Source organism: Sphaerisporangium corydalis, from assembly GCF_025506355.1.
GTDB lineage: Bacteria > Actinomycetota > Actinomycetes > Streptosporangiales > Streptosporangiaceae > Sphaerisporangium > Sphaerisporangium corydalis.
The window spans coordinates 1-23,045 of record NZ_JANZYP010000094.1; the positions used below are offsets into that span (position 1 = coordinate 1).

The 23,045-nt window shown below is 70.5% G+C and carries 14 protein-coding genes; 6 read left to right on the top strand and 8 right to left on the bottom strand.

The window, feature by feature from the left end; genetic code table 11:
* On the top strand, window positions 1-861 hold an 861-nt coding region (locus NYZ98_RS38570; protein ID WP_262849964.1), incomplete at its 5' end, for a non-reducing end alpha-L-arabinofuranosidase family hydrolase.
* Window positions 862-945: 84 nt separating this feature from the next.
* On the opposite strand, the gene NYZ98_RS38575 is transcribed toward NYZ98_RS38570, so the two are convergent.
* The 4 genes from NYZ98_RS38575 to NYZ98_RS38590 are packed head-to-tail and all read right to left on the bottom strand — an operon-like array spanning window position 946 to window position 5,760.
* The gene (locus NYZ98_RS38575; RefSeq protein ID WP_262849965.1) at window positions 946-2,649 is read right to left on the bottom strand and encodes an amylo-alpha-1,6-glucosidase; all 1,704 of its coding nucleotides are present in this window, start codon (window positions 2,647-2,649) and stop codon (window positions 946-948) included.
* Between the two features lie 38 nt (window positions 2,650-2,687).
* Window positions 2,688-3,506, bottom strand: a complete 819-nt coding sequence (locus NYZ98_RS38580) for a carbohydrate ABC transporter permease (RefSeq protein ID WP_262849966.1) — start codon at window positions 3,504-3,506, stop codon at window positions 2,688-2,690.
* Entirely contained in the window at window positions 3,503-4,477 is a 975-nt protein-coding gene (locus tag NYZ98_RS38585; RefSeq protein ID WP_262849967.1) for a carbohydrate ABC transporter permease, read from the bottom strand. The genes NYZ98_RS38580 and NYZ98_RS38585 overlap by 4 nt, the downstream gene beginning before the upstream one ends.
* An 8-nt stretch (window positions 4,478-4,485) precedes the next feature.
* Complete coding sequence (locus NYZ98_RS38590; protein WP_262849969.1) at window positions 4,486-5,760, bottom strand: sugar ABC transporter substrate-binding protein; 1,275 nt, start codon at window positions 5,758-5,760, stop codon at window positions 4,486-4,488.
* Window positions 5,761-5,943: 183 nt separating this feature from the next.
* On the opposite strand from NYZ98_RS38590, the gene NYZ98_RS38595 reads away from it, so the two are divergent.
* Window positions 5,944-6,960, top strand: coding sequence for a LacI family DNA-binding transcriptional regulator (locus tag NYZ98_RS38595; RefSeq protein WP_262849971.1), 1,017 nt, complete (start codon window positions 5,944-5,946; stop codon window positions 6,958-6,960).
* A 52-nt stretch (window positions 6,961-7,012) separates the two neighbouring features.
* Here NYZ98_RS38595 and NYZ98_RS38600 read toward each other — a convergent pair whose 3' ends face one another.
* The 3 genes from NYZ98_RS38600 to NYZ98_RS38610 all read right to left on the bottom strand — a co-directional run bounded on the left by NYZ98_RS38600 (window position 7,013) and on the right by NYZ98_RS38610 (window position 15,084).
* Window positions 7,013-8,770, bottom strand: a complete 1,758-nt coding sequence (locus NYZ98_RS38600; protein WP_262849973.1) for a ThuA domain-containing protein — start codon at window positions 8,768-8,770, stop codon at window positions 7,013-7,015.
* Between the two features lie 84 nt (window positions 8,771-8,854).
* Complete coding sequence (locus NYZ98_RS38605; RefSeq protein WP_262849975.1) at window positions 8,855-11,638, bottom strand: PQQ-dependent sugar dehydrogenase; 2,784 nt, start codon at window positions 11,636-11,638, stop codon at window positions 8,855-8,857.
* Between the two features lie 620 nt (window positions 11,639-12,258).
* Window positions 12,259-15,084: a carbohydrate-binding protein gene (locus NYZ98_RS38610; protein ID WP_262849977.1), complete on the bottom strand. Its 2,826-nt coding sequence runs from the start codon at window positions 15,082-15,084 to the stop codon at window positions 12,259-12,261.
* A gap of 467 nt (window positions 15,085-15,551) precedes the next feature.
* On the opposite strand from NYZ98_RS38610, the gene NYZ98_RS38615 reads away from it, so the two are divergent.
* Window positions 15,552-16,202 (top strand): alpha/beta hydrolase, encoded by a 651-nt coding sequence (locus NYZ98_RS38615; protein ID WP_262849979.1) that lies wholly within the window; start codon window positions 15,552-15,554, stop codon window positions 16,200-16,202.
* Window positions 16,203-16,267: 65 nt separating this feature from the next.
* On the opposite strand, the gene NYZ98_RS38620 is transcribed toward NYZ98_RS38615, so the two are convergent.
* Window positions 16,268-17,266 carry an ArsR/SmtB family transcription factor gene (locus tag NYZ98_RS38620; protein ID WP_262849981.1) on the bottom strand — a complete coding sequence of 333 codons (999 nt, stop codon included), beginning with the start codon at window positions 17,264-17,266 and terminating at the stop codon, window positions 16,268-16,270.
* 270 nt (window positions 17,267-17,536) lie between these two features.
* On the opposite strand from NYZ98_RS38620, the gene NYZ98_RS38625 reads away from it, so the two are divergent.
* Genes NYZ98_RS38625 through NYZ98_RS38635 form a run of 3 tightly spaced genes read left to right on the top strand, consistent with a single transcriptional unit; the run spans window position 17,537 to window position 21,370 of the window.
* Entirely contained in the window at window positions 17,537-20,320 is a 2,784-nt protein-coding gene (locus tag NYZ98_RS38625; protein WP_262849983.1) for a LamG-like jellyroll fold domain-containing protein, read from the top strand.
* Between the two features lie 32 nt (window positions 20,321-20,352).
* A complete protein-coding gene (locus NYZ98_RS38630; protein ID WP_262849985.1) occupies window positions 20,353-20,706 on the top strand; it encodes a LamG domain-containing protein in 354 nt (117 codons plus the stop codon).
* Between the two features lie 49 nt (window positions 20,707-20,755).
* Window positions 20,756-21,370, top strand: a complete 615-nt coding sequence (locus NYZ98_RS38635) for a hypothetical protein (protein WP_262849987.1) — start codon at window positions 20,756-20,758, stop codon at window positions 21,368-21,370.
* The last annotated feature ends 1,675 nt before the right edge of the window (window positions 21,371-23,045 follow it).

A 23,045-nucleotide genomic window follows, 5' to 3' on the forward strand; every position in this document is an offset into this window, starting at 1 on the left:
GCCACCCCCAAGTCCGGGTGGGTCTCACTCAAGGACTTCACCACCGTCCCCTACAACGGCCGCCAACTGGTCTACGCCACCACCCACGACACCGGCACCCGATGGGGCTCAATGAACTTCGCCCCCTTCACCACCTGGCCCGACATGGCCAACGCCACCCAGAACACCATGAACTCCGCCACCGTCGCCCCCACCCTGTTCTACTTCGCCCCCAAAAACACCTGGGTCCTCACCTACCAATGGGGCGCCACCGCCTTCTCCTACCGCACCACCACCGACCCCACCAACCCCAACGGCTGGTCCGCACAACAAACCCTGTTCTCCGGGAGCATCACCGGCTCCGGAACCGGACCCATCGACCAAACCGTCATCGGTGACAGCACCACCATGTACCTGTTCTTCGCCGGCGACAACGGCAAGATCTACCGCGCCACCATGCCCATCGGGAACTTCCCCGGCAACTTCGGCACCACCTCAACCGTCATCATGAGCGACTCGACCAACAACCTGTTCGAAGCCGTCCAGGTCTACAAACTCCAAGGCCAGAACCGCTACCTCATGCTGGTGGAAGCCATCGGCTCCCAAGGCCGCTACTTCCGCTCCTTCACCGCCACCACCCTCAACGGCACCTGGACCCCCCAAGCCACCACCGAAAGCAACCCCTTCGCCGGCAAGACCAACAGCGGCGCCACCTGGACCAACGACATCAGCCACGGCGAACTCATCCGCACCACCCCCGACCAGACCATGACCATCGACCCCTGCAACCTCCAACTCCTCTACCAAGGACGCAACCCCAGCTCCGGCGGCGACTACGGCCTCCTGCCCTACCGCCCAGGACTCCTCACCCAGCAACACTGACCGACGGAATCACGCAGAGAGCCCTCAGGGTGGGAGGGGGCCCGGCGGCGAGACCTTCGCCGCCGGGTCGTTCCGCGTGTCCGCTCACCCCCGGGCCTCGTGGGCGGCGGCGAGGATCAGGTAGGCGCTGGCCGTCCAGGTATAGGCGCGGTCCCTGAGCCCCGCGCCGCTGCGGGCGTCGAAGTTCTCGGCGAACCCCGACTTCTCGCACAGCGCACGGAACCGGGCGCTGATCTCGTCGGCCAGGTCCGCGTACCCCGCCCGGCGGAGACCGTCTTCGACCAGGACCGTGGCGGGCGCCCAGATGGGCCCTCGCCAGTAACCGTCGTCCTGGTAGTGCTCCGACGTGGGCAGTTCGGTGGCCGGCCCGTACTCGGTCAGGTGCTCCTCGATGCGGGCGGCGAGCGCCGCGCTCACCGGGGCGGGAAGCTCCTCGCCCAGCACGATCGGCATCAGGTCGAGCAGGCCGGAGGTGGACCAGGTCTTCCCCGACCGCACGCCGCGGGCGACGAACCGGTCACCGGTCCACAGCTCCGCGAGCAGCGCCTCCCGCATGCGGTCGGCCTCCAGCGACCAGCGGGCCTCGTCCGCCGGCAGGGCGAGCTCTCCGGCCAGGCGGGCGAGCTCGCGCATCTGGAGCACGAGGAAGGCCGCGAGGTCGGCGGTCTCCACAATGCGCTCGGGGTCGAAGATGGTCGCGTTGTCCCAGCCGCTGTCGTTGCCGTGCTGGTAGTGGGCGAACCGGTGGCCGGGCACGCGCCGGGACACCAGCCAGAAGGTGGTCCACCGTTCCAGCAGCCGGTAGACCTCGGCGACCTCGTGGCGCGGCAGCGGACGCAGCCGCCGCAGGGCCCAGCCGTGGATGGGCGGCTTGACGAAGTTGTAGAGGATCTCGGAGTGGGTGATGGAGTCCGGCAGCGCGCCGGCGGCGTCCTGGTGGTCGAACACGAGCCGGAACTGGTCCCACGCCAGGTCCGGCAGGCCGCCGGCCAGGGCGATGGCGTTGAAGCAGTGGTCCCAGCTCCAGACTTTGTCCATCCAGTGCTTGGACATCAGCACCGCGGGGCGGGTGACGAACCCGGCCGGGCGCACACTGGCCGACCACAGCACGTAGGCGGCCAGGTCGGCGGCGGGCGTCCGGTCGCCGCGCCAGGGCGCCACGGCGTCGCGGAAGCCGTCGAACGCGGCCCGCGCGGCCGAGGTCACGCGCTCGAAGCCGTCCACGCGGGCGTAGGGGGCACGGGCGGTCTCGTATTCCTCCACGGCGATCTCCCAGTGCCCCTCCTCACCGGATATCACGATGGCGCGCTCGGCGGTGCCGAGCGCCTGGGCGCCGAGTTCCTCGGCCACCCGCCCTTCGAGGAGCGTGACGCGGTAGCGGCGCCCGGTCTGGTACACGGTGAAGACCCACGAGCCGTCGCACGGGTCCTGGTAGAAGTACGGGCCGCTGAACGGGGTCAGGACGTCGTCGGCCGCCCGCAGGCGCAGGCCGAGGCCCTGACCGCGTATCCGGGCCGTGTCCGGGTTCTCGTAGGCGAGGTCGATCCGGCCCGTGCCGGAGGCCCAGGTGAGCAGGTTCGGCGTGGCGGTGACGGTCGTGTCGGCGCGAGCGCCCGCCACAGTGGGGATCAGCCGCAGGATCGGATGCATGCCGGTCTGGTGCGACACCAGATGCACGTCCTGCGCGTAGCTGTTCTCGGCGATCACCGGCGAGAAGCCGAACCAGGATCCACCGAAGCTGAAGGGGATCTCGTGCGGGGAGAACACCGGGCCTGCGGCGACGGTCATGGAGCGGAAGTCCCTTCTGCCGGGGGGGCGCCGGCTGGTCAGTTCTTCACCGCACCTGCGGTGATACCGGCGGCGACGTAGCGTTGCGCGATGACGAGGAGAACGGCCGTGGGAATGGAGGCGATCACGGCGGTGGCCATGATGGCGTTCCACTGCTGGTTGTTGTTACCGATGTAGTGGTAGATGCCCAGGGTGATCGGCTGGCCGCGGCCACCGCCGTCCAGGGTGCTGGCGAGGATGAAGTCCGACCAGGCCCACAGGAACGCGAACAGCGACACCGTGATGATCGCGTTGCGGCTGACCGGCAGCACCACCGACCAGAAGGTGCGCACCGCGCCCGCGCCGTCCACGCGCGCCGCCTGCATGAGCTCCTCGGGGATCCCGGACATGAACGCGGTGAGGATCAGCACCGCGAACGGCACGGCCAGCGTGGAGTCCGCCACGATCAGCCCGGGGACCGTGTTCAGCACCCCGGCGCCCAGGAAGATCGCGTAGAAGCCCATCGCCATGATGATCCCCGGGATCATCTGCGCGATCAGCAGGACGAAGCTCAGCGTCCCGCCGCCGCGCGGCCGCAGCTTCGCCAGCGAGAAGGCCGCGGGCGCCGCGACCAGCAGGGTGAGGGCCACCGTGCCCAGGCCCACGATCACGCTGACCCCGAGGTAGGGCAACTGCTGGTCGAGGACGGCCCGGTAGCCCTCCAGGGTGCCGTGGACGGGGAACCAGGACGGCGGGCTGTCGCGCATGTCCTGCTCGCGGGTGAAGGACACGTTGATCATCCAGTAGACCGGGAACAGCATCACGCCGGTCAGCACCACCCCGATCGCCGTCCTCCCCCGGCCGCGCGTGTTCCTCATGAGAAGGTCTGCCTTCGCTGGAGGCGGATGTAGATCAGCCCGAAGGTCAGCGCCGCGACGATCAGCAGGTTGCCGACCGCGGCCCCGGGGCCGAAGGCCGGCAGCAGGTTGCCGAACCCGAGCCGGTAGGACCAGGTGGCGAACGTGGTGGAGGATCCGCTCGGGCCGCCCTTCGTCATGATCCAGATGATGTCGAACACCTTCAGCGTGTACACCAGCCCGAGCAGCAGCGTGATCGCCGACACCGGGCGCAGCAGCGGGAAGGTCACCCGCCGGAACCGCGTCCAGCCGGCCGCGCCGTCCATCTCGGCCGCCTCGTGGATGGCCGGATCGATGGCCTGGAGACCGGAGTACAGCACCACCAGGTTGAACGGGACCCCGATCCAGATGTTGGCGATGGTGACCGACCACAGCGACCAGCCGGGCGAGGTCAGCCAGTGAACCGGTCCGGCGCCGACCGCGCCGAGCACGGCGTTGACGACACCGGAGTCGCTGTTGAGCATCCACGACCAGGTGGAGGACGACACGATGAGCGGGAGCAGCCACGGCACCAGGAACAGCGCACGCAAGGTGGCCGACAGCGGGAAGTTCCTGATAAAGAACATGGCCAGGGCGAGGCCGATGGTGAACTGGAAGGCCAGCGACACCAGCGTGAACACCGCCGTGTGCCACAGCGCGGGCCCGAACGTCGCGTCGCCCAGGATCGTGGCGTAGTTGGCGAACCCGGTGAAGGGCGCGTCCCCCTGGACGAAGGAGCGCACGGTGTAGTGCCGCAGGCTCAGCTCGACGTTGCGGTACATGGGGTAGGCGTAGAACAGCAGCAGGTAGACGGCCACCGGCGCCAGGAAGGCCCAGGCCGCCCACTGCCCGGACCGGGCGCGTGGTGTCGCCCGGCGGGTCCGGCCCGCCGCCGGCGAGGACCCGGCCGCCTGGGGGACCCGGTTCACGCTCCGCTGTGAGACTCGGTTCATGCGCGTGGCTACTGCGTGGCGCTCGCCGCCGCGGCCTGCGCGGCGGCCATCGCCTCGGGCGGGGGCGTGGAACCGCTGAGCGCCGCCTGCACCGCGCCCCACATCGGCTCGGAGATCTTCGGATACTTGGTGCCCAGGTCGTCGCTGGTCCGGCCCCTGGCGGCCTTGACCGCCTCCACCCACACCTTCAGACCGGGGTTCCGCTTCACCTGCTCGGCCTGCACCTGCTCGGTGGGCGCGATGTAGGACAGGGCGGTCGTCGTGATCAGGGAGTTGCCGGTGCTGGTCAGGCAGGTGACCAGTTTCCGGGAGGTCGCGTAGCGGGCGGTGTCCTTCTGCACCGGGATGCCGACGAACTCGCCGCCCGTCGGCGCCGGCGCGGGCCCGCCGTCCTTGCCGGGGATCGGGATGATGCCGTAGCCGAAGCCGGCCTTCTCGGCGCCGGCCAGTTGCCAGGTGCCGTTCTCGGCGAAGGCGTAGCCGCCGCCGGCGAACTCCTGCCAGCTCGTGGTCTGGGTGTTGTTGATAACCGAGTCGGGGGCGTACCCCTTCTTCAGCCAGTCGGTCCACAGCGTCACCGCCGAGACCCCCTCGGGGGAGTCCAGCTTGGTGAGCCGGGCGCCCGACCCCCAGAACCAGGGCAGGAACTGGAAACTGCCCTCCTCTGTGCCGATCGCGGAGAACGTGATGCCCTTCCCGCCCGACGCCTTGACCTTCGCCAGCGCGGCGGTCAGCGACGCCCAGTCCTTGACCGAGGCGATGTCCACCCCGCTCTTCTTGAGCACTTCCTTGTTGTAGTAGAGGGCCAGGGTGTTGGCCCCGATCGGAACGCCATAGGTCTTGCCCTGGCTCTGCCCCGCGGCCAGCAGGTTCGGCGCGATGGCCGAGGTGTCGAGTTGGTTCTCCTCGGTCGTCGTGAGGACCCCGGCCTCGGCGAGCGTGGACACCACCGGGTTGTCGACGATGAGCACGTCCGGCGCGTTGCCCTGCTGCGCCGCGAGCAGCGCCTTGTTCGTCAGGTCGCTGGTGTCGTACGCCGCGCGCTCGACCTTGACGCCCGCCTGCGTGCCACAGGTCTCCAGCAGCTTGACCCATTCGGAGTTCTTGTCGTGCTGGGGGTAGGGGTCCCAGATGGTGTAGTCCCCGCCACCGGCCGCCTGGCTCGTACCGGCCTGGCCGCCGGTGCCGCCGGACGGCGACGAGCACGCGACCAGGCCGCCCACGGCCGCCAATGACGCCAGACCCAGGCCGGCCGCACGCCGGTTCACCACCGCTGATCCCATGATTGTGACCTCCGCCGAAGGTTACGCGGCTCTCTCGCGATCCGATGTCGAATCGGTTCGATTGAAGATAGGTCTGCGCGTTGCGTCCGTCAATGGGGCCGCACGAAAACCGGGCCCCTCTCACACGGAAGCGATTCGACTTACGATGGGGAGTGTGTCGTCCGACCGTGAGGAGCGCGCCAGGTGGACATCGGGGAGATCGCCAGGCGGTCCGGCGTGTCGCGCAGTACCGTCTCCTACGCCCTGAGCGGCAAGCGACGGGTGTCGGAGGGCACCCGCCGGCGCATCCAGGCGGTGATAGACGAGCTCGGATACCGCCCCAACGCCACCGCCAGGGCGCTCAAGGAGGGCAGGACGCGCACGATCGGCCTGGTCATCCCGCCGGCCGGCCGGCGGCTGACCGACATGCAGCTCGGCTTCGTGGCCAGCGTCGTCGACGCCGCCGGCCGCGCCGACCTGGACGTCCTGCTTTCGCCCTCGGGCGGCGAGCACGACCGGTCGTTCGAGCGCGTGGTCGTCGGCAGGCGGGTGGACGGGGTCATCCTGATGGAGATCCGGATGCGGGACGACCGCGTCGCCAGCCTGGGGCAGGCCGGGCTGCCGTTCGTCGGGATCGGCCGCACCGGCAGCCCCGAGCGGATGTCCTGGGTGGACATCGACTACGAGACGCTGATCGCCAGGTGCGTCCACCACCTGGCCGACCTGGGTCACCGCCGTATCGCCTTCGTGGACCGCTCCGCCGAGCTGGCGGCGACCGGATACGGCCCCAGCCACCGGGCCCGTGCCGGTTTCGCGCGCGCGGTCTCCGAACGGGGCGTGGAGGGCGTGCACGCGTGCTGCGCCGACGACGCCACGTCCGGGGTGTCGTGCGTCGGGCGGCTCCTCGAGGACCACCCCGGGCTGACCGCGATCGCCACCATCAACGAGGCCGCCGTCCCCGGCATGTACCGCGGGCTCGCCCTGGCGGGCCTCACGGTGCCCCGTGACTTCTCCATCGCCGGGGTCGCCGGCCGGTACCTGGCCGAGAACCTGCACCCCCCGCTCACCGCCGCCGACGTCCCCGCCGTCGAGCTCGGCACGAGCGCCGTGGAGCTGCTCATCGGGCGCATCGCCGATCCGGCGACCCCGCACCGCAACCTGCTCGTCAGCCCGCCGATCTCCCTGCGCGGGACGACGGGACCCGCACGCCCCCGCGACTGATCGGCGACGCGCGCCCGCCGTGACCCCGGCGGGCGCGCGTCGTCACCAGGCGTCAGGTGCGGGTCCATTTCTGGCTGTTCTGGCCGTTGCAGGTGCGGATCTGTGCCTTGGTGCCGTTGGCGGTGCCGCCGCTTGCGAGGTCCAGGCACTTGTTCGCGCCGATCGCGGTGATCGTGCCGTCGGAGTTGAGGCGCCACTTCTGGTTGTTCTGGCCGTTGCAGTCCCAGATGAGCACCGCGGTACCGTCGGCGGTGCCGGCGCCGCTCACGTCCAGGCACTTGCCGCCGTACACCCGCAGCTCAGTGGAACTCGTCGACGTCCACTGCTGGTTGGCGCCGCCGTTGCAGTCCCAGATCTGCGCGAGCGCGCCATTGGCCTGCGAGGCGCCGCTCACGTCCAGGCACCGCCCCGACGCCGCGCCCCGGATCGCGCCCGTGGGCGGCGGGGTCGTACCGCCGAGTTCCTTGATCCGGATGTTGCGGTACGCCACCTCGTCGCCGGATCCGTGGTTCTGGATGCCGATGTACCCCTGCTGCAGGGACCGGGCGGAGTCGGCGTTGGTGAAGTCGTTGATCTTCACGCCGTTGAGGTACACCTGCAGCCGCTCCCCCTCGACGAGCACCTCATAGGTGTTCCACTGTCCCGGCGGGTTCAGCGCAGCGTCGCGGGCGGTGAGGTCGGCGGACTGGAAGCCGTAGATCGCGCCGGTCGTCTTGTCCGAGGTGTCGGTGGCGTCGATCTGAACCTCGTAGCCGGTGTTCATGGCCGCGTCGGGGTCGCTGGTGGCCGGGAATCCGACGATGATCCCGGAGTTGGAGTCGCCGGTGAGCCTCCAGTCGAGTTTGAGCGAGTAGGAGTGATATTCCTTGGCGTTGTACCAGAGCATGCCCAGCCCGCCCTGCGAGGTCAGCGTGGCGTCGCTGTTGGTGAACGACCCCGGACCGGCCTGGGACCAGCCGGTGGTGGAGCCGTTGTACAGCGTCGTGTAGCCGGTCTCGGGACGGCAGTCGGCATTGACGGCCTTGGCCGCGTAGCGGATGCCGCCGAGCAGCAGGGTGCGGAAGGCGCCGTCGGAGTAGGACGCGATGCTGTGCCCCATGCCGGTGTAGAACGAGCGGCCGGACGACTGCGGGTGGCACCACGTGATGGGGTGGTCGCCCATGGTGCCGCCGCTGTAGCTGCCCTCGTTCAGGTTCTGCAGCACGTGCGCGGTCGAGCGCGGGTTGGTGCGGTAGTTGTACCACTCGTCGGTGCGGGTCCAGTTCGCCCCCAGGTGGGCGGTGGCGGCGTTCGCGCGGTCCTCGGTGCGCACGGTGGCCTGCTGGATCGCGGGATGGTTGTTGAACCAGGCTCCGACGAGCTGGCCGTAGTAGGACCAGTTGTACTCGGTGTCGGCGGCGGAGTGCACGCCCACGTAGCCGCCACCGCCGTCGACGTAGCTCTGGAAGGCGCTCTGCTGGGTGTCGTTGAGCACGTCACCGGTGGTGCTGAGGAACACGACGGCCTTGTACTGGGCGAGGTTGCCCGAGGTGAACGCGCTGGCGTCCTCGGTCGCGTCCACCGAGAAGTCGTTGGCCGAGCCGAGGTCGCGGATGGCCTGGACGCCGGCGGAGATGGAGTCGTGCCGGAACGCCGCCGTCTTGGAGAAGACCAGCACCTTGAACGCGGCGGCGTCGGCGGGGGTGGCGGCGATGGCCGGGATCACGGTCGCGGCGGCGATGAGCGACGCGACGGCCAGTGACAGGCGCCGCGGGATCGATCTCCCGCGGTCGCTTCCCGCGCGCGCGGCGGGGGTCGGATGGCGCAGCATGGGGAGTCCTTCCGGTCCGCGGCGCCGTGGCGTGGGCCCGAGGGCCGCGCCACGGCGCCGCATCACTTGGTGAGGATGGGCGCGTCAGGCACGGGCCCACTTCTGGCTGGTCGCGCCGGAGCACGACCGGATCTGCGCCTTGGTGCCGTTGGCGGTGCCGCCGCTCGCGAGGTCCAGGCACTTGTTCGCGCCGATCGCGGTGATCGTGCCGTCGGAGTTGAGGCGCCACTTCTGGTTGTTCTGGCCGTTGCAGTCCCAGATGAGCACCGCGGTACCGTCGGCGGTACCGGCGCCGCTCACGTCCAGGCACTTGCCGCCGTACACCCGCAGCTCGGTGGAACTCGTCGACGTCCACTGCTGGTTGGCCTGCCCGTTGCAGTCCCAGATCTGCGCGAGCGCGCCATTGGCCTGCGAGGCCCCGTTCACGTCCAGGCACCGCCCCGACGCCGCGCCCCGGATCGCGCTCTGGCTCGTCCCGGAGGAGGTGTCGAGGGTGAACGCGTCCAGGTCGAAGAGGCTGGTCTGACCGGTCGCCCCGCGGAAGACCAGGTAAAGCGTGGTCGCGCCGCCGGGGGCGCCGCTGAGGCTCGCCGTGGCGTCGGCGAAGGTCTCCCAGTCTCCGGTGACCGGCACGGTGACCGTGCCGAGCAGGGTGCCGGTCGCCGAGCCGGCCCGCACCTCGATCGTGCCGCCCGCCCCGGCGGAGGACACCCGTGCCGTGATCTTCGTGGCGCCGCTCAGGTTGTACGGGGTGAAGGAGATCCAGTCGCCACTCTCGATGAAGCCGACGGTCTGGGCGCCTTCGGCGGTGGTGTGGGAGGCGAGCTGGACGCCCTGCATGGCGCCGTAGTGCTCGGCCTGGCGGTGGCGCGGCTGCAGGATACGGGTGCTGGTGGAGGTCAGGCCGCCCGCGTCGGTGTAGGAGGCCTCGAACACGCCGTACACGTTGGCGGCGGCGTCGTGCTCACCGTCGGTGGGCACGGCCAGCGAGCCGCCGCATCCGGACTGGGAGGTGATCTGGTGGCGGTGGCTGTCGTGACCCAGCAGGTAGGTCACGGTGACCTTCGAGCAGTCCAGCGCCCCGTCCTCGGGGTCGCTTCCGGTGACGGTGTAGGACACGGTGTCGCCGAAGGAGAACAGCTGGCCGTCGCCGGGGGTGGTCAGGTTGACCGTCGGCGCGGTGTTGCCCACCGAGACGACCAGGCTGGCCGTGCCGGTCAGGCCCTGGGGGTCGCTGACGGTGAGGGTCGGGGTGTAGGTGCCGTTGGTGGTGTAGGTGTGGGAGGGGTTGGCGGCGGTGGAGGTGCCGCCGTCGCCGAAGTTCCACGAGTAGCCCAGCGTGCCGCCCTCGGGGTCGGCGCTGCCGGACGAGGAGAAGGTCACCGTCAGCGGCGACGCCCCGGAGGTCTTGTCGGCGGCCGCCTTGGCGATCGGGTTGCGGTTGGCCGAGCCGATGTATTCGACGCGGTACAGCGCCTGGTTGTTGGATCCGGTGCCGTAGTCGAGCACGTACAGGGCGCCGTCGGGACCGAAGGCCATGTCCATGACCTGGGTGCCGCTCCACGGGAAGGCGGAGATCTCTCCCCGCGAGCCGTCGCTCTTGACCTCGATCGCCTTGATCCAGCGGCGGCCGTACTCACCGGCGAAGAACCGCCCGTCGAGCGTCTGCGGGAACTTGACGCGGGAGTTCAGGTTCGCGTCATAGCGGTAGACCGGGCCGCCCATCGGCGACTCCGAGCCGCTGCCGAACTCCGACGGGGAGCCGGAGTCGCCGGCGTACTTGATCCAGGCCGGCCTGGCCGCGGGGAGCGTGGTCAGGCCGGTGTTGCGGAACGAGTTGTTGGTCGGGCCGCCCGAGCAGTTGTACTTCGAGCCGGTGCCGTTGGTCGCGAAGTTCCACTCGTTGTAGGTCTCGCTGGAGGTGTTGCCGCCGGTGCAGTACGGCCAGCCGTAGTTGCCCGCGCTGGTGATCCGGTCGAACTCCACCTGGCCGCTCGGCCCGCGAGCGGAGTTGCTGGAGCCGGCGTCCGGCCCGTAGTCACCGAGGTAGACGACGCCCGTCGCCTTGTCCACGCTCATGCGGAACGGGTTGCGGAACCCCATCCCGTAGATCTCCGGCCGGGTCTTGGACGTGCCCGGCGGGAACAGGTTGCCGCTGGGGATGGTGTAGGTGCCGTCCGCCTCGGGGTGGATCCGCAGCAGCTTGCCGCGCAGGTCGTTGGTGTTGCCGGCGGACCGCTGGGCGTCGAACTGCGGGTTGCGGTCGGTGCGCTCGTCGAGCGGGGAGTACCCGGCCGACTCGAACGGGTTGGTGTCGTCGCCCGTGGTCAGGTACAGGTTGCCCTGGGCGTCGAAGTCCAGGTCGCCGCCGACGTGGCAGCACTGGCCGCGGTCGTTCTGCACGGCCAGCACGACCTTCTCGCTGCCCGTGTTGAGCGTGTCGTCGGAGTTGAGGGTGAACCGCGACAGGTGCAGCTCGCCCTTCCACGCGTCGAACTGCGACTGGCTGCCGCTGGTGGGGGCGTCACCGCTCGGGGTGCTCAGCCGGGGTGAGTAGTACAGGTAGATGTACCTGTTGCTCGCGAAGCCGGGGTCGACCGCGACGCCCTGCAGGCCCTCTTCGTCGTGGCTGTAGACGTTGAGCCTGCCGGACACCTTGGTGTTACCGCTAACATCTGTGACGCGCAACGTACCGTCACGGGCGGTGTGCAGGACCGAGCGGTTCGGGAGCACCGCCAGGGACATGGCCTCGCCGAGCTCCGAAGCGCCGACGGCCAGCTGGACCTGCTGGTAGTCGGACGCGGGGATGGTCAGCGCGCCGGCCGCCGGAGCCGAGAGAACCAGGGCTCCTGGAATGACGAGAACCATCGTGGCCAGCTTTGAGAGCCACGAACGTCGGGACATGGGGACTCTTCCTCCCGTGCTGTGGAGAGCTCACTCAGGCAAGACGAACCCACCCGCGGTCACCCGCCGATTCATCGGCTGCCGTGTCACCTCCGGTGCCACCCGCGAGAGGCCCACCGAATTCCCCACACAGTCGCAATCCCCTCACCCATCGGTCAACTACGCATCGATTCGATTTAGGAACCCCGCCCGCCACCCGCGCACGTCAACGGCCAGAAATAGCGCATCATCCCAGGTCGAAGCATCGCCACTCGCCATGAAACTTTCACCATCGCCCCACACGGTAAGGCCACCTATCGTCCGATGAAATCGAAATTAGGGATCGGTTCGATTCACTCGCCCGCGAGGGCCCACTCGGATCCGTCGCGGCACGGCGGGACAGGAGAAGCCATGACGTTCGAACGGACGAGAGGCGGGCCGGGCGCCTTTGAGGCGCCCGGCCCGCCGTAGGGGGGAGGGGGCGGGGGGGTGTGGCGCCCCGCCCGTCGGCCGGGGCGGGGGGGGGGGGGGGCGGCGGGCGCCCCCCCCCCCCCGCCGTAGGGGTCAGGGGCCGGGGTGGTGTGGCGCCCGGCCCGGTGTGGGGGTCAGCTTCCGTAGACCTCGAAGCTGAACAGGGAGTAGCCGTACCCCGTGGCCCGGGTGGTGCCGTAGATGCGCACGTACCGGGCGGAGGCGCTCAGGCCGGTGTTGTCGTCCTCGCCGCCGTTGCCGCCGGTCACCGAACGGGCGGTGGTCCAGGTGGTTCCGTTGGGCGAGGTCTGGATCTGGTACGCCGACCCGTAGGCGGCCTCCCACAGCAGACGCACCCGGTTGACGGTGTAGGTGGCGCCCAGGTCGACCTGGATCCACTGCGGGTCGGAGAACGCGCTCGACCACCGGGTGGTCGCCGAGCCGTCCACCGCGGCCGAGGCCGGGGTTCCGGCGTTCTCCACGCTGGAGGCCGTCGCCGTCTTGTTCAGCGCGAGGTCCGACGACGGCGGTGTCGTCGTGCCGCTGGTGAACGTGAAGGAGTCGATGTCGAACAGCGACCCCGCCCCGCCGGTGAAGACCAGGTACAGGGTCGTCGTCCCGGACGGCGGTGTCACCGTGCCGGTGACGTTGGCCCAGGTCTCCCAGCCGCCGGTCGGCGCGACCGCGGCCGTGCCGATCACCGTCCCGGTCGGTGAGCCGGCCCGCAGGGTGAGCGTGCCGCCGACGCCCGCGGACGCGACCCGCGCGGTGAACGAGTTGACCCCGGTCAGGTTGTAGGGCGTGAACGAGATCCAGTCGCCGTTCTCGATGTACCCGACCGCGTTGCCGCCGGTCGCCGACGGTTTGGCCACGACCATCACCCCCTGCTGGGCACCGTAGTGCTCGGCCTGGCGGGTGCGCGGCTGCAGGGTGGCCTGGGCGTGGACCGCCGTGGTCGACCCGACCGGGGTGTACTCGGCGTCGAAGACGCCGAAGATGTTCGCGGCGGAGTCGTGCTCACCGTCCACGGTGGTCTGTATGGTGCCCGAGCAGCCGTTCACGCTGGTCAGCGGGTGACCGTGGCTGTCGTGGCCGAGGACGTAGGTGATCTTCACCCGGGTGCAGTCGATGGTCGAGGCGTTCGGGTCGGTGACGCTGATCTGGAACGGGACCGCGTCGCCGAAGCTGAACACCCGCCCGTTGATCGGTAGGTTGAGGGTGACCGTCGGCCGGCCGATGTCTATGGTGGTGCTCGCCGTGGCGCTGCGGCCGGTGTTGTCGCTGACCGTCAGCGTCGCCGTGAACGAGCCGTTGGCCGTGTAGGTGAACGTCGGGTTGGCCGCGGTCGAGTCGGTGCTGCCGTTCGTCGTGAAGTCCCACGCGTAGGTGATCGGGTCGCCGTCCGGGTCGGTGCTCCCGGCCGAGCTGAACTGCACGGTGAGCGGCGCGTTCCCGGCGCTCGGATTCGCGTTGATCACCGGGATCGGGGCCCGGCCGGTGCCGGTGTTGTACTCGATCCTGTACAGGGCCGAGTTGGCGTCACCGCCGAAGTTGCCGGTGCCGTAGTCGAGCACGTACAGCGCGCCGTCCGGCCCGAACTCCATGTCCATCACCTGGGTGCCGGTGTAGGTCGGGAAGGGGTCGATGCTGCCCACCCCGCCGGAGCCGTTCAGGGTGACCGTCCTGACCCACCGCCGGCCGAACTCGCCGATGAAGACCTTGCCGTTCATCGACGCCGGGAACTTCACGTCCGAGGCGAGGGCGGCGTTGTAGTTGTAGACGGGGCCGCCCATCGGCGACCAGCTGCCGCAGCACAGCTCCGGCCGGTCGTTTCCGGGAGCGTAGGGCAGCCAGCCGGGCTGCGAGGGCGGCAACTTGGTGAGACCGGTGTTGTTGGGCGAGTTGTTCGTCGGCCCGCCCGCGCAGTCGTACGCGGACTGCGAGGGGCCGTCCGGGAACGTGAACTCGATGTACGGCGCGTTGAACTGCGAGCAGTACGGCCAGCCGTAGTTGCCGGGCTGGGTGATGCGCTCGAACGCGACCGAGCCCCTCGGGCCCCGGGTCGCGCTGTCGCCCCCCGAGTCCGGCCCGTAGTCACCGAGGTAGACCACGCCGGTCGCCCGGTCGACGCTCATCCGGAACGGGTTGCGGAAGCCCATCGCGTAGATCTCGGGCTTGGTCTTCGCGGTGCCGGGCGGGAACATGTTGCCCGACGGGATGGTGTAGCCGCCGCCCGCGCTCGGCGTGATCCGCAGCACCTTGCCGCGCAGGTCGTTGGTGTTGCCGGAGCTGCGCTGCGCGTCGTAGGCGGGGTAGCGGGTGCTCCGCTCGTCGATCGGCGTGTAGCCGCTGGACTCGAACGGGTTGCTGTCGTCGCCGGTGGACAGGTAGAGGTTGCCCGCCGCGTCGAAGTCGATGTCGCCGCCGACGTGGCAGCACATGCCCCGGCTGGTGGGGACGTCGAGGACGGTGACCGCCGAGGCCGCGTTGAGCGTGTAGTCCGCGTTGACCGTGTACCGGGCCAGCCGGTTCAGGCCGGCGAACGGGGCGAACTGGGCCGCGGTCCCGTTGGCCGGCGCGTCGCCGCCCGGAGTGGACAGCGGCGGCGCGTAGTAGACGTACACCCACCGGTTCGACGCGAAGTTCGGGTCGGCCTTGATGCTCTGCAGGCCTTCCTCGTCGTGGGAGTACACCGGGATGGTGAGCGCCACCTTGGTGTTGCCGAGCACGTCGGTGTACCGGATGGTGCCGTCACGCGAGGTGTGCAGGGCGCCCCGGTTGGGCAGGACGGTCAGGCCCATCGGCTCGCCGACCTCCGCCACGCCCTTGGCCAGCGTCACCTGGGTGTAGCCGGGCGCCGCGAGCGCCGCGGCTTCGGAGGCGGTGGCCTGTGCCGGTGGAGGGGCCATACTGAGGGCGGCCGTGAGCACGGCGGCCCATAGGGCCAGTTTTCGCAGCATGATCGGTGGTCTCGCTTCCTGTCGTACGAGTCCAGACAGGCGTGCGCCGATCACGCCAACGACGCGGGGACGTGAGAAGGTCTCCGGTGCCGTCGTTCGGGACAAACTGGGTATTGCCGTGGTGGAACAGTCAACAGATGCCGGTCAGGGGTGTGCAGTCACCTCGCCTTCACGCGCGGTCACCGAACCCGGACAGCGACCCCTCGGGGGCGCAGGGACGAACAGTGCAGCGCTGCGGTCGCAAATCGCTGCACCTCCTGAATTTACGCCATTTTTACGGCTTGTTCTAAGCCTAGAATGTCCGGTACACACTGTCCAGACGTCACGGTTCGCCGACCGGTTCCGGCGGGCCGGGTCCCAGGGCGATCACGAAGAGTGATCAGATTGACTGGTGTCCACGGGCCGACTCGCCGCCGGACGCCGCTTCCGCGGCGGTGATCGGCGCCGCTACCAAGGAGACGGCGACAGTGTCCATCGCGGGAGAGCTCGTCACCGAGCGGTTCACCTACGACGGCGGCCGGGAGGTCACGGTGTACGTCCCGCCGGATCCGCCCGAGGCGGTCGTGTTCGCCGGCGACGGCCGGCTCATATCGCGATGGGGAGAGGTCCTCGAGACGGCCGCCGTACCGTCCACGATGATCGTCGGCGTACACCGGTCGGACGATGAGACGCTGCGCCTCCATGAGTACTCACCGGGATTCGCCCCGAACCGGTTCGCGGCACACGAGACGTTCTTCGTCGGCGAGGTCCGCCGATGGGCGCGGTCGCGTTTCGGAGTCTCGCTGCCCGCCGAACGCACCGCCGTGTCCGGTGTCTCAGCGAGTGGCGAGCTCGCGCTCGCCCTCGGGCTCCGGCACCCGGAGGTCTACGGCGCGGTCTTCTGCGCCTCGCCCGGCGCCGGCCACCGGCCGCCTGACGTGATGCCGGTCCCGCTTCCGCGCGTGTACCTCGTCGCCGGCACGCTGGAGCCGTTCTTCCACGAGAACGCGACCCGGTGGGCGAAGGCGCTCCGCGACGCGGGCGCGGACGTCGTGATGACCGAGCGTCCCGGATCGCACGGCGACGCGTTCTGGCGAGAGGAGTTCCCGCTGATGGTGGCATGGGCGTTCGCACGATGAGACCCCGCCAGGTCGGGATTCTCGGCCTCGGCGTCCACCGCGTCCCAGAACCGGTAGTACTCCTCTTACGGCGACGGGGCGAGCGGGACGCCGTCGAGGAGGCTCACGCCGAGTGGGGTGAGGATATGGATCACGGCCTGGTGGAGCCGCCGGGTGGTGATCAGGCCGGCCTCGCGGAGGATGGCCGCCTGGCGGCTGGCGGTGGGCTGGGGGATGCGCAGGCGCCGTGCCAGTTCGGTGGTCGTGCACTCGCCCTCGGCCACGGCTTCGAGCACGCTGGCCCTGGTGCGCCCGAGCAGGGCGGGCAGCGCGGCGTTGCGCGCGGGGTCCTGACCGCCGCTCGCCCAGCCGAGCTGGTGCTCGATCGGATACACCAGCCGGGGCGGCAGGCCGGTGTCGAGCAGGGTCGTGGGCGTCCCCCAGCAGAAGAAGGCCGGTTGCGGCAGCAGGCCCCGCCCGTCCAGGGGGACGTCGTGGTCGGCGGGGAAGTCCAGTTCGAGCACCGGATAGCTCCAGCGCGCCGACGGATGCAAGGTGGCGAAGACCGACTCCCAGCCCTCCGCGGCCAACGTGCGCGACCTGCGGACGCGGTCGTGGTCGACCTGGGCGCGGATGTGCGCCCAGTGGGGACGCAGGGCGGCGGCGAAGTAGCCGTCGATGGCGTCCGCCACCCTGGTCAGCTCGCCGGCCTCGCCGTCCGCCAGCGCCCGCGTCCACCTGCGTAACGGGCGTCCCGGGTGGCGCCGGGCCAGTTCGGCGACGTCGTCGCGCAGCCGGGTGCGCGGGGTGCTCCGCACCGCCTCCACGCCGTCCCTGATGGAGGTCACGTGCCGGGTGGGCGTCAGGAAGTCGGCGGAGTAGCCCTTCGGAGGCGCCAGCTCGGACAGCAGGTGGGCGGAGGCGGGGATGTCCGGCCGAACCTGGTCGCGCCACGCCGAGAAGAACATCCCGCCACCGGAGTTGCGCAGCCGGTAAAGGCTGAGCAGCGTCTCCCACAGCGGATCGGGCCCCGGGGCGATCGTCGTCCTGGCCAGGTCCTCACTGGTGAAGTGGATTCTCAGCACTCGCGCCACCTCCGCCTTTTCGGCCTGATGGAAAGGTGGTTCTCCAGCCGCCGGACCCCGAGGAAACTCATGCCGACGGAGGGTTCGACAACCGCGGGCGTCTTCCCATCGGCGATGCGCGCATTGGGGACGGTCGTCTCCTATACGTCTTTCGTGAGCGTTAATTCTACAAACGATGATAACCAGCTCGGCGCGCCCCTTCCGCGTCGAACCCCCACATATACCGAAATATGCCGGTAAACGCGGTCAAGGCGATTGTCTGGAGACGTGATGCGCCGCTTCCCCCACGTGTTCGTCCTGGCCGTGGCCGTGTCCCTGGCGACCGGATCGCTGGTGACCGGCGGCGCCGTACGTCCCGCCGCGGCCGCCGCGCCCACCGCGCCCCCTGCGGCGACAACGGCCGACCCGCCTGCCATGACCGGGGGTGAGGCGCTGTCCCGCGCGCGGAGCGAGGGAAGGCGCGTCGAGGTGTCGGCCGCGCGCACCGAGAATCGCCAGGTGTTCGCCAACCCGGACGGCTCGTTCACCTCCGAGACCTCGGCCCTGCCCGAGCGGGTGCGGCGGGACGGCGGCTGGGCGGAGGTCGACACGACCTTGGCGTTCGCCGCCGACGGCACCGTGCGTCCCGCGGCGACCCCGCTCGACCTGGCCTTCTCCGGCGGCGGGCCCGCTCCGCTGGCCTCCATCGGGCAGGACGGCCGCTCGGTCGCCATAACATGGCCGGGGCCGCTGCCGAAGCCGGTGCTCGAAGGGGACACCGCGACGTACGGCTCGGTGCTGCCCGGCGTGGACCTGAAGCTCACCGCCTCGGTGCTCGGGTTCTCCGAGGTGCTGGTGGTCAAGAACCGGAAGGCCGCCGCCGATCCCGCCCTGGCGAAGATCGCCTTCGGGACACGGGTGAAGGGCCTGTCGGTGCGCGGGACCGCGAGCGGCGGCCTCAGCGCGGTGACCGACGCCGGAACGGAGGTGTTCCACTCCCCCGCGCCGCGGATGTGGGACTCCTCGGGCGCGACCCCGCTGCCGACGCTCGCGCAGGGCCCGGAGCGCCAGAGCAGGCAGGCCGTGATGGGCGTCGACGTCTCCGCCGGCCGCATCGCCCTCACCCCCGACCCCGGACTGCTGACCGGCCCCGGCACCACGTACCCGGTGTACATCGACCCGCAGTGGTCGGGCGGCAAGCAGCACTGGACCTACGTCGACAAGTCCTACCCGTCGGAGTCCTACTGGGACTCCGGCCACAGCCCGGAGGTCGGATACTACGGCGGCGGGGTGAAGCGGTCCTTCTTCCGGATGGACTCCGACAACGTCAACGGCAAGCACATCCTGAAGGGGACCTTCCGCATCACCCAGAACAAGTCGTGGGGGTGCACCTCCGATCCCCAGGTCGTGCAGCTGTGGCTGACCGGCTCCATCTCCACGTCCACGACGTGGAGCCACCAGCCGTCCTGGAAGGATCACCTGGGCAGCGTGGCCTCCGACGCCGGCTACAGCTCCTCCTGCCCCGACAAGGGCATCGAGTTCGACGTCACGGCCTCGATCGTCGCGGCGGCCAAGGGCGGCTGGCCGAACACCACGTTCGGGCTCAGGGACTACGACGACGACGCCGGCAGCGTGTGGGGCTGGAAGGGATTCAGCGGCTCACCGAAGCTCGTCGTCGACTACAACACCCCGCCCGCCGTGCCCACGGGGGTGAGCACCTACCCGGCCACGCCGTGCGTGACAGGGGCGGGCCGCCCGTACCTCAACGGCGGCGACCCCCAGCACCCGATCAAGCTCATCGCCAGGATCTACGACCCGGACAAGGCCAACGACGGCGTGCGGGCCGAGTTCCAGATGAACCACTACGACACCGCCGCCGGAACCTGGGAGGCCATCACCTCCACGCTGCCCGGCGGGGGCAAGACCGCGTACGCGTACACGACCAAGGCCACCGACCACGCGGTCTCCCTCACCGGCCTGGCCGACGGCGAGACCTACTCCTACAAGGTGCGGGCCTACGACGGCACGGACGGCAGCGCGTGGAGCCCGTGGTGCGAGTTCACGCTCGACAACGTGCGGCCCGAGCAGTTGCCGAAGGTCGGCTCGGCCGACTATCCCTCCGGCACCACCGACGACTGGCGGGGCGGGGTCGGCCTGGCCGGCACGTTCACCTTCGCGCCCGGCGACGGCGAGACCGACGTGAGCGGTTTCAGGTACGCCCTGGACGACGCGGGCACCGGCACGCCCGCGACCCAGGTGAGCCTGCCGGCCGGGCAGGCCTCGGTGCCGGTCTCCATCGCCCCCCGGCACGACTGGGTGAACACCCTGTGGGTGTGGCCGGTGGACAAGGCGGGCAACGTCGGCACCACCCCCGCCGCCTACACCTTCTACGTCAAGGCCGGCGCGGACCCCGCCGGGCGGTGGACCCTGGACGAGACCTCCGGCGCCACGGCCGCCGACTCCGGCACGACCCCGCACGCGGCGGCACTGGGCGGCGGCACCGGCTGGACGGCCGGCCGGGCGCAGGGGGCCCTGCACCTCGACGGGGCCACCGGGTATGGCGCCACGAGCGGGCCCGTGGTGCGCACCGACCGGGGGTTCAGCGTGTCGGCGTGGGCGCGCCTGACCTCCAACGCCAAGAACGCCACGGTGGTGAGCCAGTCCGGCGTCCACGCCTCCGGCTTCTCGCTCTACTACTCCTCCTCCTACAAGCGGTGGATCTTCAACCGCCACGACACCGACACCGACGATCCTGCGATCACCCGGGCCGTCGGGGACGCCGAACCGCAACTGGGCGTGTGGACCCACCTCACCGGGGTGTACGACGCTCCGGCCAGGCAGCTCCGGCTGTACGTCAACGGGACCCGGCAGTCCACCTCCGGCGCCTTCACGGCGATGCCATGGAACGCGGGCGGCCCGCTGCAGATCGGGCGGGTGACCTGGAACGGCGACCTCACCGAGTACTTCGCCGGCGACCTCGACGAGGTGCGGGTCTGGGACCGCATCCTGTCCGACGACCCTCGGACGGCCGCCGACCTCGACCTCGGCGACGAGATCGCCGCCATGGCCACCTGAGCTACCGCGTCTACACCGAGAACGGCGTCCAGGTGCCCCGCTGGGGGTTCTCGACTCCGAGCGACGACACCGACACCGAGAAGATGACGGTGGCCAAGTCCGCCGACCCGATCGACTGCTCCGCGCTCAACTCCTGGACGCAGCTGACCGGGGTGTACGACGAGGTGGCCAAGCAGATCCGGCTGTACGTCAACGGGTACCTGTCCGACTTCCGGCCCTCGACCGGCTGGCACGCCGGCGGCGGGCTGCAACTCGGCCGGGCCAAGTACCGGGGCGCCTACACCGACTACTTCACCGGGGACATCGACGACGTCCACGTCTATACCGGGGTCCTCACCGGCGCCGAGATCGCCGCCCTCGCCCAGGGCCCGCCCGTGGACGGCTGAAGCGGCCTGGCGTGTCCCCCCGTTCGTCGACGTTCTCGCGGAGGTAGTCGTGCTCGCTGAGTGGCGAGGTTGGGTCCGGATCGCCGGAGTGCTGGCGGTCGTGGTGCCGGCCACGCTGGCCGTCGCCGCGCCGGACGTGCGGGCGTCCGGCGGGCCGGGGTGGCACGCGGCCCAGGAGCAGCGGGCGGTGCCGGGCCACACGGCCACGGCCAGGCCCGCACCGGCCGACCCCGGGGCGCGTTTCGACCTCAGGGACGCCCCGCCGGTGTCCTGGCCCAAGCCGGGCACGGCGCTGGCCGACCCGGCTCCGGCGGGCCGGGCCGCGACGGCTCCGCCCAAGGCGCGGGCCGGGGACCTGCCGGTCTGGATCGGCCCACCGTCCTCCGCCGCCGGCACGTCCGCCGGGGCCGCGAAGCCGCCGGCCCCCGCCATCCAGGTACGCGTGCTGGACGCGCGGGCCGCCGCCCGGTCGCAGATCACCGGGCTGGGCCTGCGGCTGACCGCGAAGACCGGCCCCGTCGCGCGTGGCGGTCGAGGTGGACTACTCGGGCTTCCGGCACGCCTACGGCGGCGACTGGGGGTCGCGGCTGCGCCTGGTACGCCTGCCGGACTGCGCCGCCACCACCCCCGACCGGCCCGAATGCCAGACCCGGACGCCGCTTAAGACCCGCAACGACGCCACGACGGGCCGGCTGGCCGCCGACGTGGACCTCGCCTCGGCCTCGGCGACGACGCTGGCGGCGGTGGCCGCCCCGTCGGGGTCGGCGGGCAGCTACGAGGCGACCTCGCTGTCGCCCTCGGCGACGTGGGACGTCAGCGAGCAGAGCGGCGCGTTCTCCTGGAGCTACCCCCTGCGCCTGCCGCCGTCGCCCGGGGGGCCGACCCCGAACATCGCCTTCTCCTACTCCTCGGGCGGTGTCGACGGGCGCACCGTCGCCACCAACAACCAGGCGTCCTGGATCGGCGAGGGCTTCGACTACTGGCCCGGCTTCGTCGAGCGCCGGTACAAGCCGTGCGCCGACGACGGCGTCACGCCCAAGCGCAACGACCAGTGCTGGGGCAACAACAACGCCACCCTGTCGCTGAACGGCCAGGCGACCGAACTGGTGCTGGACGACGCGACCGGCACCTGGCAGCCGAAGGACGACGACGGCACCAAGGTCCAGCGGCTCACCGGCGCCGGCAACGACGACAACGACGGCGAGCACTGGAAGGTCATCACCCCGGACGGCACGCAGTACTACTTCGGCCTCAACCACCTGCCCGGCTGGAGCTCGGGGAAGGCGGAGACCGGCTCGACCTGGACGGTGCCGGTCTTCGGCGACGACGACGGCGAGCCGTGCCACAAGGACAGCGGCTTCTCCGACTCCTGGTGCCGCCAGGCGTGGCGGTGGAACCTGGACTACGTCGTGGACACGCACGGCACGGTCAGCACCTTCTGGTACGGCAAGGAGGGCAACTACTACCGGCGCGACGTCACCACGCTCACCGACGGCGTGCCGAACGGCACCCCGACCTCCTATGAGCGCGGCGGCCACCTCAAGCGCGTCGACTACGGCCAGCGCTCCGGCGCGATCTTCTCCTCCTCCGCGCCCGCCCGGGTGTCCTTCGAGGTCAAGGAGCGGTGCGTCCCGACGTCGGCCTTCGACTGCGCGGCCGACAAGTTCACCAAGGACAACGCCAAGTACTGGCCCGACGTCCCCTACGACCAGAAGTGCGACTCCGGCGAGAAGTGCCTCGACGACTACTCGCCGACGTTCTGGACGCGCAAGCGGCTGGCCGCCGTCACCACCCAGGCGCTGGTCTCGGGCAGCACCTACAAGGACGTCGACACCTGGACCCTCGACCAGGAGATGCGCGCCCCGGGCGACGGCACCGCCGCCACCGTGTGGCTGGCCGGCATCACCCACACCGGCAAGGTCGGCGGCTCGGCCGCGCTGCCGTCGGTGCGGTTCGCCGGGATCCAGAAGCCCAACCGCGTGGACGCCCTGGAGGGGCGCCCGCCGCTGACCAAGTGGCGGGTCTCGGCGATCGACAACGAGACGGGCGGCTCCCTGTCGATCGCCTACTCCGACGAGGACTGCGTCGCGAGCGACAAACCCGACATCGGAACCAATAGCCGCCGGTGCTACCCCCAGTACTGGTCGCCGGAGGGCGCGACCACCCCCAAGCTCGACTGGTTCCACAAGTACGTCGTCACCCAGGTGCGCGCGATCGACCGCACCGGCGGAGCCCCCGACGAGGTGACCGGCTACGAGTACCTCGGCGGCGGCGCCTGGCACCACGATGACGACGACGGGCTGACCAAGGAGAAGTACAAGACCTGGTCGCAGTGGCGC

Excerpts from the sequence above, each read along its gene's own strand:
- NYZ98_RS38575 (WP_262849965.1), bottom strand. The coding sequence starts at position 2,649 with ATGACCGTCGCCGCAGGCCCGGTGTTCTCCCCGCACGAGATCCCCTTC.
- NYZ98_RS38580 (WP_262849966.1), bottom strand. The coding sequence starts at position 3,506 with ATGAGGAACACGCGCGGCCGGGGGAGGACGGCGATCGGGGTGGTGCTG.
- NYZ98_RS38585 (WP_262849967.1), bottom strand. The coding sequence starts at position 4,477 with ATGAACCGAGTCTCACAGCGGAGCGTGAACCGGGTCCCCCAGGCGGCC.
- NYZ98_RS38590 (WP_262849969.1), bottom strand. The coding sequence starts at position 5,760 with ATGGGATCAGCGGTGGTGAACCGGCGTGCGGCCGGCCTGGGTCTGGCG.
- NYZ98_RS38600 (WP_262849973.1), bottom strand. The coding sequence starts at position 8,770 with ATGCTGCGCCATCCGACCCCCGCCGCGCGCGCGGGAAGCGACCGCGGG.
- NYZ98_RS38605 (WP_262849975.1), bottom strand. The coding sequence starts at position 11,638 with ATGGTTCTCGTCATTCCAGGAGCCCTGGTTCTCTCGGCTCCGGCGGCC.
- NYZ98_RS38610 (WP_262849977.1), bottom strand. The coding sequence starts at position 15,084 with ATGCTGCGAAAACTGGCCCTATGGGCCGCCGTGCTCACGGCCGCCCTC.
- NYZ98_RS38625 (WP_262849983.1), top strand. The coding sequence starts at position 17,537 with ATGCGCCGCTTCCCCCACGTGTTCGTCCTGGCCGTGGCCGTGTCCCTG.